The 13,168-nt window shown below is 60.8% G+C and carries 16 protein-coding genes and 1 tRNA gene; 11 read left to right on the forward strand and 6 right to left on the reverse strand.

Translation table 11 applies throughout. From position 1 onward, the window contains the following. The first annotated feature begins 61 nt into the window (after positions 1-61). The 3 genes from ACPPVR_RS18150 to ACPPVR_RS18160 are packed head-to-tail and all read left to right on the forward strand — an operon-like array spanning position 62 to position 2,734. Positions 62-619: a GbsR/MarR family transcriptional regulator gene (locus ACPPVR_RS18150; protein WP_426615531.1), complete on the forward strand. Its 558-nt coding sequence runs from the start codon at positions 62-64 to the stop codon at positions 617-619. Between the two features lie 16 nt (positions 620-635). Beyond that, positions 636-1,301 (forward strand): DUF4166 domain-containing protein, encoded by a 666-nt coding sequence (locus tag ACPPVR_RS18155; protein ID WP_426615532.1) that lies wholly within the window; start codon positions 636-638, stop codon positions 1,299-1,301. Further along, entirely contained in the window at positions 1,298-2,734 is a 1,437-nt protein-coding gene (locus ACPPVR_RS18160; RefSeq protein WP_426615533.1) for a TIGR01777 family oxidoreductase, read from the forward strand. The genes ACPPVR_RS18155 and ACPPVR_RS18160 overlap by 4 nt, the downstream gene beginning before the upstream one ends. 12 nt (positions 2,735-2,746) lie before the next feature. Here the strand turns inward: ACPPVR_RS18160 and ACPPVR_RS18165 are convergent, their stop codons facing one another. Then, positions 2,747-3,598, reverse strand: a complete 852-nt coding sequence (locus ACPPVR_RS18165) for a LysR family transcriptional regulator (RefSeq protein ID WP_426615534.1) — start codon at positions 3,596-3,598, stop codon at positions 2,747-2,749. Positions 3,599-3,710: 112 nt separating this feature from the next. Here ACPPVR_RS18165 and ACPPVR_RS18170 point away from each other — a divergent pair, with 112 nt between their 5' ends. Beyond that, positions 3,711-4,133, forward strand: coding sequence for a tautomerase family protein (locus ACPPVR_RS18170; RefSeq protein WP_426615535.1), 423 nt, complete (start codon positions 3,711-3,713; stop codon positions 4,131-4,133). A 53-nt stretch (positions 4,134-4,186) separates the two neighbouring features. On the opposite strand, the gene ACPPVR_RS18175 is transcribed toward ACPPVR_RS18170, so the two are convergent. Then, positions 4,187-4,900: a DNA helicase gene (locus ACPPVR_RS18175; RefSeq protein ID WP_426615536.1), complete on the reverse strand. Its 714-nt coding sequence runs from the start codon at positions 4,898-4,900 to the stop codon at positions 4,187-4,189. Positions 4,901-5,099: 199 nt separating this feature from the next. Then, positions 5,100-5,837, reverse strand: a complete 738-nt coding sequence (gene lipB, locus ACPPVR_RS18180) for a lipoyl(octanoyl) transferase LipB (protein ID WP_426615537.1) — start codon at positions 5,835-5,837, stop codon at positions 5,100-5,102. 82 nt (positions 5,838-5,919) lie between these two features. On the opposite strand from lipB, the gene ACPPVR_RS18185 reads away from it, so the two are divergent. Together ACPPVR_RS18185 and ACPPVR_RS18190 are read left to right on the forward strand one after the other, a co-directional pair. After that, positions 5,920-6,162, forward strand: a complete 243-nt coding sequence (locus tag ACPPVR_RS18185; RefSeq protein WP_015685538.1) for a FliM/FliN family flagellar motor switch protein — start codon at positions 5,920-5,922, stop codon at positions 6,160-6,162. A 139-nt stretch (positions 6,163-6,301) separates the two neighbouring features. Further along, positions 6,302-6,386: transfer RNA gene (locus ACPPVR_RS18190), tRNA-Leu, on the forward strand. Between the two features lie 176 nt (positions 6,387-6,562). On the opposite strand, the gene ACPPVR_RS18195 is transcribed toward ACPPVR_RS18190, so the two are convergent. Beyond that, the gene (locus tag ACPPVR_RS18195; RefSeq protein WP_426615538.1) at positions 6,563-6,808 is read right to left on the reverse strand and encodes a hypothetical protein; all 246 of its coding nucleotides are present in this window, start codon (positions 6,806-6,808) and stop codon (positions 6,563-6,565) included. 294 nt (positions 6,809-7,102) lie between these two features. Here ACPPVR_RS18195 and ACPPVR_RS18200 point away from each other — a divergent pair, with 294 nt between their 5' ends. From ACPPVR_RS18200 to ACPPVR_RS18215, 4 genes are all read left to right on the forward strand, one after another. Continuing rightward, positions 7,103-7,297 (forward strand): hypothetical protein, encoded by a 195-nt coding sequence (locus tag ACPPVR_RS18200; protein WP_426615539.1) that lies wholly within the window; start codon positions 7,103-7,105, stop codon positions 7,295-7,297. A gap of 277 nt (positions 7,298-7,574) precedes the next feature. Then, the gene (locus ACPPVR_RS18205) at positions 7,575-7,898 is read left to right on the forward strand and encodes a hypothetical protein (protein WP_426615540.1); all 324 of its coding nucleotides are present in this window, start codon (positions 7,575-7,577) and stop codon (positions 7,896-7,898) included. A 641-nt stretch (positions 7,899-8,539) separates the two neighbouring features. Continuing rightward, a complete protein-coding gene (locus ACPPVR_RS18210; RefSeq protein ID WP_426615541.1) occupies positions 8,540-9,322 on the forward strand; it encodes a 2OG-Fe(II) oxygenase in 783 nt (260 codons plus the stop codon). A gap of 310 nt (positions 9,323-9,632) precedes the next feature. Beyond that, positions 9,633-9,854: a hypothetical protein gene (locus ACPPVR_RS18215; protein ID WP_426615542.1), complete on the forward strand. Its 222-nt coding sequence runs from the start codon at positions 9,633-9,635 to the stop codon at positions 9,852-9,854. A gap of 23 nt (positions 9,855-9,877) precedes the next feature. On the opposite strand, the gene ACPPVR_RS18220 is transcribed toward ACPPVR_RS18215, so the two are convergent. Beyond that, positions 9,878-10,126 (reverse strand): hypothetical protein, encoded by a 249-nt coding sequence (locus tag ACPPVR_RS18220; protein ID WP_426615543.1) that lies wholly within the window; start codon positions 10,124-10,126, stop codon positions 9,878-9,880. Between the two features lie 467 nt (positions 10,127-10,593). Between ACPPVR_RS18220 and ACPPVR_RS18225 the strand changes: the two genes are divergently transcribed. Further along, on the forward strand, positions 10,594-11,769 hold the full coding sequence (locus ACPPVR_RS18225; protein ID WP_426615544.1) for a lipase family protein: 1,176 nt from the start codon (positions 10,594-10,596) through the stop codon (positions 11,767-11,769). A gap of 26 nt (positions 11,770-11,795) precedes the next feature. On the opposite strand, the gene zigA is transcribed toward ACPPVR_RS18225, so the two are convergent. Continuing rightward, positions 11,796-13,016 (reverse strand): zinc metallochaperone GTPase ZigA, encoded by a 1,221-nt coding sequence (zigA, locus tag ACPPVR_RS18230; protein ID WP_426615545.1) that lies wholly within the window; start codon positions 13,014-13,016, stop codon positions 11,796-11,798. Positions 13,017-13,168: the final 152 nt, after the last annotated feature.

The following is a 13,168-nucleotide window of genomic DNA, read 5'->3' on the forward strand; positions in this document are numbered from 1 at the left end:
TGCAGGGTAAGGGCCACGAGCCCGACTTGACAATGGAACGGTATTGTCAGATATTTCTGTTATGACAGAAATAACCGGAAAGAAGAAACTCCCCGCCGCCGTCGAGCGCTTCATTCTGCATTGGGGCGACATGGGCGACGGGTGGGGCGTCAACCGCTCGGTCAGCCAGATCCACGGGCTGCTCTATCTCGCCGAGGCGCCGATGACAGCGGAGGATATCGCCGAAACGCTGGGCATGGCGCGCTCCAACGTCTCCAACTCGATCAAGGAGCTGCTCGCCTGGAACCTGATCCGGCGGGTGCCGATCCTCGGCGACCGCCGCGATCATTACGAGGCCGAGACCGACATATGGGAGGTCGCGGCGCGCATCGCGGCGCGGCGCAAGGAGCGGGAGCTCGATCCGGCGATCACCGCACTGCGGGCCTGCGTGTCCGATGCCGCCGGCGACCCGACCATCAATCCGGTCGCGAGCAAGCGGCTCAAGGAGATGCTCGCCTTCACCGAGCTCGCCGACCACTGGTTCATGCAGATGCTGAAAGTGCCGCGGCCGCGGCTGGTCGCCTTGATGCGGCTTGGCGAGAAGATCGCCAATTTGCTGCCGCTGGGCAAGGCAAAGTAGGTCTGAGGAGGGTCTGATGACGTCGGCAAGATTATCAGGCTCCAACGCACCTCCTTCCGCTCACATCAAACTGCTCGATGACCGCCGCTTCCGCGCGCTGCTGTCGGACGGGGATTGGGGCCGCCTGCCGCTCGCTACCTGGCGGCGCTTTTCCAAGCGCGTCGCCGACGGCGACAGCGTGGTCTACGTCGGCGTCGTCGACGAGGTCAGCTTTAGCGACATCGGCTGGTGGTTTGCCCAAGTCGCGCGCCTGATCGGGGGACCGCTGCCGACCGGCCGCGACACGGGCGTGCCCATGATCGTCACCGTCACCGAGGATGGCGCGACCGGCGGCCAGACCTGGACGCGCATCTGCGCGCGCAAGCGCGGCTTTCCGCAAGTGATCCATTCCGCAAAACGCTTTGCCGGCCCGACCGGGCTCGAGGAATATGTCGGGTTCGGCGTTTGCATGGCACTCCGCATCGCGGTCGAAGGCCAGGCGCTGACCTTCCGCAGCGCTGCTTACGGGCTCCAGTTCGGAAGCCTGTGGATCCCGCTGCCGCAATGGCTCACGCCGGGCGATCTCACGGTGACGCATAGCGATCTCGGCGAGGGCGCCTTCCGTTTCACCCTCGATGTCATTCATCCGCGTTACGGCGCGCTGATCCACCAGTCCATCGTGTTCAGGGAGGCCGTATCATGACGCCGCTGTTGTGGACGCTCATCGCCATCCAGATCGTGATGGGCGTATTCGATACGTTCTATCACCACGAATTCACCGAGCACCTGGCCTGGCGCCCGTCGCAGCGTTTTGAATTGAAGCTGCACGGCATCCGCAACATGCTTTATGCGTTTCTGTTCCTCGTGCTTGGCTGGCTCGAGGTTTTCGGGATGCTCGCGCTGCTGATCGTCGCAGTCCTGGTCGCCGAGATCGTCATCACGCTGATGGATTTCGTCGAGGAGGATATGAGCCGAAAGCTGCCGCCGAGCGAGCGGATCAATCACACGCTGCTGGCGATCAATTATGGAGCGATCCTGGTGCTGCTGCTGCCGGTCCTGATCGATTGGGCGATGCAGCCCTTCGGCGCGACCGTGGTCTATCAGGGCCTGCTCAGCATCGCCGCCATCGCCTGCGCGGTCGGCGCGGCGCTCTGCGGCGTCAGGGATTTTGCTGCGATGCGCCGGCTTGGCCGCATGAAGATCGTCTTCGCACACGGACTTGTTGAAAAAATTCCCGGCCGCAAGACCGTGCTGATCACCGGCGCCACCGGCTTCATCGGCAGTCGCCTTGCGGCAAGCCTCAGCGGGGCAGGACATCACGTCATCGCGCTCATCCGCAACCCCGCGAAGGCCGAGATGCTGCCGCCGCCGGTCACTCTGATCACAAGCCTCGACCAGCTCGCCTCGGACATTCACATCGACGCCATCATCAATCTCGCCGGCGAGCCAATCGGCAACGGCCTGTGGACCGAGGCGAAGCGCGCGAAAATTCTTGGCTCGCGCATCGATATGACCGGCGAGGTCGTAAAACTGATTGCACGGCTCGAACACAAGCCCGACGTGCTGGTCAGCGGCTCCGCGATCGGCTGGTACGGACTATGGGCCGACCAGGTGCTGACGGAGTCCGCGAAGTCCCACGCCTGTTTCAGCCATGAGCTCTGTGCAGCTTGGGAGAAGGCGGCCGGGCCGGCGGAAGAGCTTGGCGTCCGCGTGGTCAATTTACGTATCGGCCTCGTGCTCGGGACTGAAGGCGGCTTCATCACGCGCATGCTGACGCCGTTCGAATTCGGCCTCGGTGGGCCCATCGGCACCGGGCGGCAGTGGATGTCCTGGATCGAGCGCGACGACCTCATTCGGCTGATCGCCTATGTGATGGCGACGCCCGATCTCGCCGGCCCCATCAACGCCACCGCGCCGATCCCGGTCACCAACGCAAAATTCACCGAAGAGCTCGGCCGCTGCCTGCACCGGCCCACGGTGCTTCGCATTCCCGGCGGCCTGCTGCGCCGGATCGGCGGCGGCTTTGCCGACGAACTCCTGCTCGGTGGTCAGCGCGTGCTGCCAAACAAGGCGCTGAGCCGCGGCTTTGTGTTTCGGCACGAGACGCTGCGCAGCGCATTCGAGGCGATTTTGTGAGCGCTCGCGGGGTCAAGCCGCCAGGCTCCGAAACGTCGCCGCTACCGCGCGCAGCGCGGCGAGCTTGGCGGGATCGCTGACTTTCGAATGCAGCATCACTTTCGAGCTGCCGAGTTTTGGCAGCTTGTGCGCAGGTCCGATATCGATGAGCCCGCTTGGTGCGATCCGCCGCGCCAGTGGCGCAATCGCAAGTCCTGCGAGTACAGCCGCGACCACCGCCGTGACGCCGCCGCCGACAAAGCGCTCGCGCCAGGCGATGCCGGCCTTGTCGAGCGCGCGCACAGCGATGGCGCGGACGCCGCAGGGTGGGGCGAGTGTCGCGAGTGGCAGCGGCTCACCCTTCGGTAAACTGAAGCGTCTGGACGCGAACCAGCCGAATTCGTCCTCCGTCAGTTTCTCGCCGCCGCGACGGCTGCCTTCCTGGCGGACGATCACTGCATCCAGCTGGCCTGCGTCATACGCATCCTGCATTTCGCGCGAGAAGCCGATCGTGACGGCGAGCGTGAGGTTTGAGGACATCGCGTGCAGGCGTTCGAGCAGCGGCACCAGCTCGGGGCCTGCGGCGTGATCGGAGATGCCGAGCGAAAGCGACTGTGCCACCGATGCCTCGCCCGAGAGCGCGCGGTCATGCGCCTGCATCAGCGCGCGGGCGCGATCGAGAAACGCTGCGCCGTCGGCGGTAAGGCGGACCGCGCGTGGCGAACGTTCGACCAGGCGCTTGCCGAGCAGCGTCTCCAGCCGTTGCAGTTTCAGGCTAACGGCTGCCTGCGTCGTGCCGAGCGCTTCGGCAGTGCGGGTAAAGCTCTGGAGGTCGGCGACCAGCAGGAAGGCCTGGACCGTGGCGATGTCGAGTATGGCTGTCATTACTAAGTCTTATCACTGGTATCAACAAGGATAAGATACCAAAATGACGGGCGAGGGTCTAGCTTCTCGTCAACGCCGCACGAGCCTCGGCGACATTCTGAGGAGAACGACCATGCCCCTGATCACCGTGTCCTACACCACCACCCGCCAGTCGCCCTCGCTGAAGGCCGATATCGCCAACGCCGTGTCCGAGCTCACCGCAAAGATCCTGCACAAGGATCCCAAGGTCACCGCCATCATCGTGAAGTCGGTGGACGCAAGCGACTGGTTCGCCGGCGGCAAGTCACTCGCCGAGCAGAAGCTCGCAAGCTACTGGATCGACATCCACGTCACCGAAGGCACCAACACCAAGGACGAGAAGGCCGCCTATCTCGCCGCCATGTTCGAGCGCATGGCCGGGATTTTGGGCCCGCTGCATTCCGAGACTTATCTGCATGTCGACGAGGTCAAGGGCGACGCCTACGGCTTTGGCGGTCTGACCCAGGAGCGCCGCTACATCGCCGGCAAGCTCGAGGTTACGCTGAAGGCGGCGTGATGCCGCAAGCCGCGGGTGAGTAATCTCACCCGCGGCCGTTGCAGCAGGGATCGTCAGCTCGCCGCGCGGAACTGAACTTCGGAATTGTTCAGGAAGCAGGTCTTGTCGAACAGCTTCAGATCCAGGGGGTTCGGCAGCCGGACATCGCCGAGATCGGGGCAGGGCTTGATCGAGGGATCATAGGACCGGTCGATCTGCGAGATGAAGACGACGATCAGCCCCTTATCGCGTGCGAAGGATTTCAGCGCGAGCACCTGGACGGTCAAGTCGGGGTTTTCCCGCCTCTGGTCGAGCAGCTGCAGATAGTCGATCACCACCACTGTGCCGCGGGGCGCGGCGGCCATCTGCTTGACGACGTAATCGGCGCTGATCGTGTCGGAGCAATCGACCTCGAACATGTCGGCGAATTGCGCCGGGTCCACGCCGATCGCGCGTAAGCGGCCCAGAACATCCTTCTCGGTATATTCGAGCGAGAAGAATGCGGCGCGATGGCCGGACTTCATGGCCTCCACGGCAAGCTCGAGACTCATCAGGGTCTTGCCCTGACCGGGGCGCGCCCCGACCAGCACCAGATCACCCGGCTGGAATTGCGGAAACAGCCTGTTGGCCGGCGTCACCGCGGCGGCCTTTGCTGCGAGCATGCTCCAGGCGGAAAAACCTTCCGTCGCGGCGACGCGGTCAAGCGCGTCGTGGAGCGGAATGCCTTCCTCGCGGGACAGGCGCTTCGCCTTGCGCTTCAGGTGATAGATCGGCGCAGAGAGTCTCATCGTAAAAACCTCCCATTGCGAGCAGAAAGCGCAATCCCTCCTTATGCCTGGCGCTCGAACAGTCGGTCCGATGATCACTTCGCCCGGCATGAAGTCTACTTTCCCGGCGGAGGGGGGAGGCGTGGGCGACACCGGAAACAATCGTAGCCGATTCCACGCTCACGGAGAACGGGGCCGGTGCGTGTCCAACAGGAAAGCGTTAGACCGCGGCTTCCGGCAACAGAGCGCGGGTCGGTCCGAACAGCTCCTCGAACGCCTGTCGGAGCGCGATGTCGACGTCAGCCAGGGTCACGAGCTGGCCGAGATCGACCAGCGAGGTGACGCCGTAGCGGGGATCGGCGACGCCGCAGGGCACGATGCCGGCGAAATGCGATAACTCCGGCTCCACATTGATGGCGATGCCGTGGAACGAGACCCAGCGCTTCAGCCGCACGCCGATGGCGGCGATCTTGTCCTCGTGTCCCACGCCCTTGTCGGGCCGCTTCACCCAGACGCCGACCCGGTCCTCCCGCCGCTCGCCGCGGACGTTGAAGGCGGCAAGCGTGCGCAGGATCAATTCCTCCAGGCTCGCGACGTAGGCCCGAACGTCCGGCCTCCGCCGCTTGAGGTCGAGCATGACATAGGCCACCCGCTGGCCGGGCCCGTGATAGGTGAGCTGCCCGCCGCGCCCCGTCGCAAAGGTCGGGAATCGGGGATCGAGCACGTCGGAGTCCTTGCCCGAGGTTCCGGAGGTGTAGAGCGGGGGGTGTTCGAGCAGCCAGACCAGCTCGGGGGCCTCGCCTGCCGCGATCGCGGCGACGCGTGCTTCCATGTCGGCCACCGCCTCCAGATAGGGCACGGGCGCGTCCGAAATCCGCCACTGCACGGGTTCGCCGCCAGCGGCGGAAAATGACGTCAAATCCAAGTCTTGGCGGGGGCTTTGGGGCGAATTAACCATTGGCTAACCATAACCGGGTGATGATCGCAGGCGCAAATGCCGAGTGCATAGTCCTTAGTCCCAAGTTGCGGTGGTGCTGACAGTGCCTACTCTCGATAAAGTCACCGTGGATCTCATGGTCGTCCTCGGGACGACCACCATGCCGATCCATCAAGTATTACGTCTTTCCCGCGGCGCCATCATCGAGCTGGACGCAACCGAGGCCGACGAGGTCAAGGTTCTGGCCAATAATCTCCCCGTAGCCTCCGGCGTCGTGCTGGTCGACCGCAACCGGATCGCGGTCGAGGTCAAGCAGATGCTGCCGCGCACGACCGGGACCCGGTAAGCGGCCGGCTGGTTGTAGGAATTTTTCTTCCCAAGCTTGTGGAATTCGGGGCCTTTGCAGGCTTGTACCCCTCTGATGGATTTGTTAGATCGGCGCCGTTGATCCGGCAGGCCTCAAGCCTCAGGCCGGCATCCCCAAAGCGCTCGTGGCGGAATTGGTAGACGCGCTGCCTTGAGGTGGCAGTGAGTAAAATCGTGGGGGTTCGAGTCCCTCCGAGCGCACCACAAACCCACATTTCACATTGAAATCATTATATTTTCCGGATGTTACCCGGGAAAGTTACACTCCGTTCGCGCCCGATGTTCTCGCAATGTTCGCCTCCGGCCTCGGCCCAAAAACCATCGTGCGGCTGGCCCTCATCGAATGTGACGATTTTTTCCATCCCACTTATTCCGAGCTTCTATCGATTCGCCTGAGCGACGTAGGGCGCTGGCATCTTCGGGTCGGTCCATCCGAACATAGCCATCATCTGGCTCCCGGTGCCGTCGGCGTAAGCCGCAAGTTCGGCCCGGGCCTTTCGCACGCGATGGCAGCTCTTCTTCGGTTCATTGGCGCCGGCTAGGACCGGATATTTCTTGAGTTTGGTTGCCCAAGCCTTCTTGTTCATCGGGAAGACCCGGCCGCGCGCGAGCCAGCCGGTGAACACCTCAGCGCCAATGATGTTTGCCGCGCGAGCCGCCCTCAGGCTCCGGATGTACGGGCACCGTGACGGTGGTATTGCCCTGGCTCTTCGCGGTGCCGCTCCGTGCATGTATTCCGTGACGTAGCATGAGGTAAAGCACACCGCCCGCCAGAGCCCCCCTTTTGGCGAGAGCGCGTGTCGCCACCACGGCCGCCTCGCATGCTGGCTCCGTCTGTCACGTTCGGCGGTCACGGGACTTGATCTCCCGTGTGAGTTGAGAAAGGCTGGTGCCTTTCCATATCGAAGGTTTGTTGCGTCATGAGTATTGAAAATCTGAACGACGAGAGCGTGCTCCGTCTGTATGAAAATATCCGGATCCAAGTGGCCGCCGATCGTGCCTTAGGTGGCCGGTATCATCTCCTTGGTAACACCGCGAAACACCGCGCCGACATCCTTCGCGAGGAGATCGATCGCCGGCGGTTACGGGCCGATCGGATCGATTGGTACCGATGAGCGGAGGCAGAGGTCTCCGTGTGCTCGCTAGTTCATCTTGCGGCGGAGTTCCTGGATTATTCGCCCGCTGGTCGTCGACGTATTCTTGGGGCGACTTGCCGCGCTTCCTCAGTAGGCTCCGGATGGGGAGGCTGGAGAGGCTCTGGGGCGGGCTGCTTCTCGGTCTGATGCGTCTTGCTCACTGCTTTAGCTCGCTAAGTATCAGGTCCCGATAGGCCACGTGCCGCGCTTGCGATATCCGCAACGCATCAAGCAACTGGCGGGCCTCCGTCGCGTCATGGCCGCTCCAATCAATGTCAGCTATGCGCTGCTCTTGATCGTTAACATGCCGGTCACCTTGAGCTATGTGCCGTTCGGCTTCCCCAAGGTGGCGAAGTTGCATCGCGCGGTCCACTGCTCCGTGATCTTCATAGCGCTCGGCTTGGTCGATCGGTTCATTGCCGTCAAAGAAATGTCAGACGGAGCGATGCTTGCCGCTTTCGCGGGATGTGCGGCAACGGTGGTCGCGGTATCAGCGCTCACGTTCCGATATATCGAGGCGCCATTCATGGGGAGCCGTGCCAAGACGGCGATGACCTACAGCGCCCAGCCTAGCACTTAGTTTTACGCGAAATGGCAGGCTTACAATCTGTTCAGCAGATTGCTTCTACTCGGGCAAAATGGAAAATATCTCGGTATGGGGGTGTCGCGGCCTAACGTGTTGACCAAGGCGTCGATCCAGTTCGAGAGGGCTCTTAAGCTTCAGCCCGCCGAAGGTCTCGCAACTCGGATACGATCCGCTGTTGAAAAGACGGTGCCGTCGTCCCGATCCAAGCAGATGCGCTTTCAGCTTGCTTATTAGAAGCCCTAGGATCACCCAAGGACTCGCTGGAGCCGTTTGGGCCGTGCGTGCTGGGTTTCCCGTACCGCGTTCTGCGGGCGCGCCTGGGCTTCCTGAGAGTCACCTGGGGCGGCGCGAAGCGAGCGGCGACGTGTAAACGGTTTGCCGCGGGGTTAGGCCAGTCCGATATTCCAGGCCGATAGTGCCATTAATTGCCTAAGTTCGGCTTCTTATCTCGGCCACCTTTATTCACGATTTGCCGAGAGAAAGCGAAGCGGCAACCCACCTTTCTTTGAGGCGTCCTGATAATTGCGCTTAATCTTAAATATGCAATCCACCTTCGACGGGGTGTGATGCCACTTGTCATAAGACGTGCCGACATTTAACAAATACTTAACGACGATACCGGCAGGGGCAAAAGCATGCTTATGCGATCAAATGCTGTGCGATCAAATTTTGCATTGGATGGCAAAACATTTGCTGTTGCCTATCAGCGGGCTCAACCCTTCCCACATATCGCTCTCAAGGATTTGTGGGATGCGGAACAAATTGCTGAGGTCTCCAGGCAAGTCAAAGAGTTTTCGTTTTTTGATGGAGAGAAGGATTTCTACGGGACGCAGAAAAAGCGTTATTGCGGAACTTACGAGAGAATGCCACCAGCGGTACGAGAACTGATTGATACTTGTCACCAGCCCAGCTTTATCAAATTCCTGGAGGACATGACCGGCGAGAGTGATCTGGTCGGCGACCCCCAATTGGTTGGAGGAGGGATTCACAGTTCGACGAGAGGCGGCTTTCTCAAGGTGCATGCAGACTTCAATTGGAACGAACAACTTGGTTTATACCGCCGTCTTAATTTGCTCATTTATTTGAATTCTGGCTGGGAAGAGTCTTGGGGGGGATCTCTTGAATTGTGGTCAAGGGACATGAGCCGGAAAGAGGTTTCGATCGCTCCGCATTTTAACACGGTTGCAGTTTTTTCGACTGACGAGAGTAGTTACCATGGCCATCCGGACCCACTGAATTGTCCGGAGAGGGTGACGAGAGATTCAATCGCTTTATATTATTACAGTCCCGCGAAGCCAATCGACGCGAGAAAAACCAAACGCGGCATCAGCGAATATCGCTCTAGAGGCATTTCAGACCTCCTGTCTTCCGTAAAATATAAGCTGATCGATAAATTCAGAGCCAGGTTAAGATACTAGTTTCGCGGAATGGCTGACTGACAGTAACAGTTCGCCTGCTCTCGACGAGATCAAGCTTTGGTTTGTGGCTACGCAACAGGTGATGTTCCATAAGGCCAGCCGAGATCACGCCGCCGCCAGGTTCATCGCCGGAGAACCAGTGGAGCTAAGCAAGCTCTAGCAATCCTTCTCGACTGCGTAGCAGTAACGCTGCGGAAACCAATCGCGACTAGGCTTGCTATTGCGCTGGTGGACTGATCAAGCGCAATATGCATGGGCATGAGGAGCCCGTTCCCACTTGGTGAGGGGGCTTCCTTTTTGATCGACAGAAATGCGCGTTAACAAGATCAGTTGGGACAAGATCGGCCGCGTGACGGAGCCCGGCCGATACAAGTGCTTCTTCGGCTACCTAACTGTAACGTCAGACGATATCGAAGTGTGGGCGCGCTATCCCGACGCGACGTTCACCTTGATCACGCAAATGGCAGACGAGCAGTCGGTGGGCGAAGAATATCGTCTAGGCGCATTCGACATCGGCGATCCTCAACGATAGGAACGCCCCTTTCGGCGAGGTCATTACGCCGCCGCTTGCGCAGCCTTCGCACGCTCCTCAAGAGCATAGATTGTCGATACGAGGTTGTCTCGTCGCGAGCGAAGATTTAGTGCGAGAGGCGGATATGCAGGCTGTCGCACATCGAACACACCTGCTTTGGCTTCCTCTTCGAGGATGTCGGAATTCAAAAGATCGACGCGCCACCATAGATCGGAGATGAGCGCGCTGAGCTGCAACTCCCCGGTGATGCCGGAACGGGACACTTCTTGCATCGTTTGCCTCAACCTGAAACGGCCAGTCGTTGGGACCGACCTTTAGGTCGTGACTGAGCAAATAGGATGCCAAGGATGCCGTCGCGGGCGAGTTCCGCAATTAACCCCGCGCGGCGGCATCAAGCTTAATTCGCCAGTTCAAGCGGCAGCGAACGCGCAGGCCGCGTTGGGTGACTGCTTCAATGGTCCGAGCGAGGTTTCCGTCTTCCGTTTGAGATCGACGGCCTCGCCACGCACGACCAGCTGCGCTTCTCCACTCAGGCGAGGGATGCGGGGCCGCCCGCTGTTCACGCAATTGTTCCTGGAAACAGCCTCCAAGGTCGCTGATCGATCGGCACCTTCATATTGCGTATCTACACAAACACATCCTATAATTGACTCTCTCCGAGAGATGCGAAATGTCGGTTGCTGGCTTCCGGGTCCGAACGCGGGCGGCTGGAGTCGAGCACCTTTGCAAGGAGGACAGCATGACGCTCAAGCCCGGATTCCAATTCGCAGAGGCGCAAGTTCTGCTCGAGATGGCGCAGCATGCCTACGCCGGCACGCCATCGCTGACCGAAGCGGTGGCAACCTGCGGCGTTCCCGGCGTGCCCAACCCAAGCTCAAATTGGGCGATCCGTAAGGACCTCACCCCGACGAACTCCACGCTATTGGATAACTACTGGCAGGTCTGGCAGAACCAGAGTGACACCACCCAATACGCGATCGCAGTGCGCGGCACCGTCGCAAGTGCCGCCAGCGTGTTGGCCGACTTGCTGTTTCCCCTGATCAACGCGCGCTTCGACGTGAAGTTCGGTCAGATCTCGCTGCCGTTCGACCTGGCCCGGGATGAGGGTGACAGTGCGGTGAAAGCCGGTGTGCATTCGGGCTTCGCTTTGAGTTTGCTGCTCATGCTGTTCACCACCGATCGCCCACTGTTCGTGACCTTGGGGCTGCTCGCGGAGAAGGGCAACGACGTCTACATCACAGGGCACAGCCAGGGGGCCTCGATTGCTACGCTGCTGACCTCGCTGGTCCGGCACTCGACGCTTCTTTTTAAAGGGCCGGTCTACAAGACCTATACCTTCGCGCCAGCCAAGGCCGGCAACGACCATTACGCATACGATTACGCGCGGCTTGCCGGGGTCGACGGATATGCTTGGGCCGTGACGTCGACGCAGGACTGGGTGCCGCAGGCACCGTTTTCCCTGGAGTGGATATCAGACCTCAACACGCCAAATCCGCTGCGCGGGTTCGGCGGCAGTCCCAATCCTGAGGCCATGATCGCGCTCGGTAGCGCAACCGCCGACGCTGAGAGCGCGGTCAATCGCGTTCGCGATGATTCGGTGAGGCGGCTCAAGCAGCGGGTCGAGAGTCTCTCTCTGAGACTGGCGTCCGAGACGATTCACTTGAACGCCGCCGATCTTGGGGCGGCATCCGCCGCACCGGTCACCGGATCGACAATCTCGGACATGATGCAGCAGATCCTCGACCAGATTCAGCTCTCGCTGAACTATGCTGACGTCGGCTCGCTGCTGCCGCTGTTCGCCAATCCGGGCGGCAACCCGACTGATGGGACGCCAGGATGCCAGAAGCTGGACTATTTCTGGCAGCACCACCTCGGCAATTATCTGAAATACCTGAAGCAGCAGTATGGCGGCTGAGCCGACGGACGAATCGAACGACGTTGTCATCTCTGCTCCGCCCGGGCGGCTTCATCCGCGCGTCGCCAGACCGGAAACGGGTCTGCGAGCTTGGCCCATTCCGCAACGTTCATGGCCGGTTTGCCCGGCACGAGGCATGCGTCCAGGCCAGCGCGGAGCGAGCCTTCGTCCATGCCGGTGCCGATGAACACGATTTCCTGGCGGCGATCGCCATAGATGTCGTTCCAGTTCGCACGCAGCCGCTTCCGCCAGAAAGGATCATCCGGCCATCGTTCCGCAGGCACGCTTGCCCACCACGAACCAAGGCCCTGGGTGCGCGTGATCGAACCGGCCTGACTGATCTCGCCAAGCCAATGCGGGCGTGTCGCCAGCCAGAAATGTCCCTTGGCGCGAATGACGCCGGGCCACGGCTCCTTGATGAACTTGTCGAACCTGGCGGGATTGAACGGCCGGCGCGCGCGATAGACGAAGTTCGTCACGCCGTATTCTTCAGTTTCCGGCACATGATCGGCAAAGCCATAAAGCTCCTTGTACCAGAGCGGATGCTGCTGGGCCCTTGCGAAGTCGAACCGGCCGGTGTCGAGAATGCGATCGAACGCGACGCGACTGTGGTCGGCTTCGATGAAGTCCGCTTCCGGATTGAGCGCGCGGATGATTTGTCGTGCCGCCTCGCGCTGCGCTGGTGAGGCGTCATCGATCTTGTTGAGAACGATCACGTCGGCGAACTCGATCTGCTCGACGAGCAAATCGACCAGCGTGCGGTGGTCGTTGTCCAGCGCTTCGCCGCGTTGAGCGAGAAATTCGGTCGACGAATAATCCTTGAGCAGGTTCACGGCGTCGACCACGGTGACCATGGTGTCGAGGCGTGCCACGTCGGAGAGGCTTTCGCCGCCCTCGGAACGGAAATCGAAGGTCGCGGCGACCGGGAGCGGCTCGGAAATGCCGGTCGATTCGATCAGCAGATAATCGAAGCGATCATTTTCGGCGAGGGCGCGCACCGCCTTCAAGAGATCATCACGCAGCGTGCAGCAGATGCAGCCGTTGGTCATCTCGACAAGCTTCTCATCGGTCCGGGACAGGTTCGCACCGCCATCGCGAACCAGATCCGCATCGATGTTCACTTCGCTCATGTCGTTGACGATCACCGCCACTTTCAGGCCGTGGCGGTTGTTCAGGACGTGGTTCAGCAAAGTTGTCTTTCCAGCCCCGAGGAAGCCGGACAAGACGGTGACGGGGAGTTTTGGCATGGAGATCGAAGAGCCTTTTCAAGGGGATACGGCGTTGACGTTCGGGAGCCGGCATTTGAACCGCGAATGTAATGTTATAACATTACATTCGTTAGGCAAGCCTTCGTCAAGTCGTTTTGCGGTTCAGCCGGAATTGTCAGGAGACTTGATCG

It is taken from the genome of Bradyrhizobium sp. McL0616 (genome assembly GCF_049993385.1).
Taxonomy (GTDB): domain Bacteria; phylum Pseudomonadota; class Alphaproteobacteria; order Rhizobiales; family Xanthobacteraceae; genus Bradyrhizobium.

Bases quoted from the DNA above. Each gene is read 5' to 3' on its own strand.
- ACPPVR_RS18150 (WP_426615531.1), top strand. From the start codon at position 62: ATGACAGAAATAACCGGAAAGAAGAAACTCCCCGCCGCCGTCGAGCGC.
- ACPPVR_RS18155 (WP_426615532.1), top strand. From the start codon at position 636: ATGACGTCGGCAAGATTATCAGGCTCCAACGCACCTCCTTCCGCTCAC.
- ACPPVR_RS18160 (WP_426615533.1), top strand. From the start codon at position 1,298: ATGACGCCGCTGTTGTGGACGCTCATCGCCATCCAGATCGTGATGGGC.
- ACPPVR_RS18165 (WP_426615534.1), bottom strand. From the start codon at position 3,598: ATGACAGCCATACTCGACATCGCCACGGTCCAGGCCTTCCTGCTGGTC.
- ACPPVR_RS18170 (WP_426615535.1), top strand. From the start codon at position 3,711: ATGCCCCTGATCACCGTGTCCTACACCACCACCCGCCAGTCGCCCTCG.
- ACPPVR_RS18175 (WP_426615536.1), bottom strand. From the start codon at position 4,900: ATGAGACTCTCTGCGCCGATCTATCACCTGAAGCGCAAGGCGAAGCGC.
- lipB (WP_426615537.1), bottom strand. From the start codon at position 5,837: ATGGTTAATTCGCCCCAAAGCCCCCGCCAAGACTTGGATTTGACGTCA.
- ACPPVR_RS18200 (WP_426615539.1), top strand. From the start codon at position 7,103: ATGAGTATTGAAAATCTGAACGACGAGAGCGTGCTCCGTCTGTATGAA.
- ACPPVR_RS18205 (WP_426615540.1), top strand. From the start codon at position 7,575: ATGGCCGCTCCAATCAATGTCAGCTATGCGCTGCTCTTGATCGTTAAC.
- ACPPVR_RS18210 (WP_426615541.1), top strand. From the start codon at position 8,540: ATGCTTATGCGATCAAATGCTGTGCGATCAAATTTTGCATTGGATGGC.
- ACPPVR_RS18215 (WP_426615542.1), top strand. From the start codon at position 9,633: ATGCGCGTTAACAAGATCAGTTGGGACAAGATCGGCCGCGTGACGGAG.
- ACPPVR_RS18220 (WP_426615543.1), bottom strand. From the start codon at position 10,126: ATGCAAGAAGTGTCCCGTTCCGGCATCACCGGGGAGTTGCAGCTCAGC.
- ACPPVR_RS18225 (WP_426615544.1), top strand. From the start codon at position 10,594: ATGACGCTCAAGCCCGGATTCCAATTCGCAGAGGCGCAAGTTCTGCTC.
- zigA (WP_426615545.1), bottom strand. From the start codon at position 13,016: ATGCCAAAACTCCCCGTCACCGTCTTGTCCGGCTTCCTCGGGGCTGGA.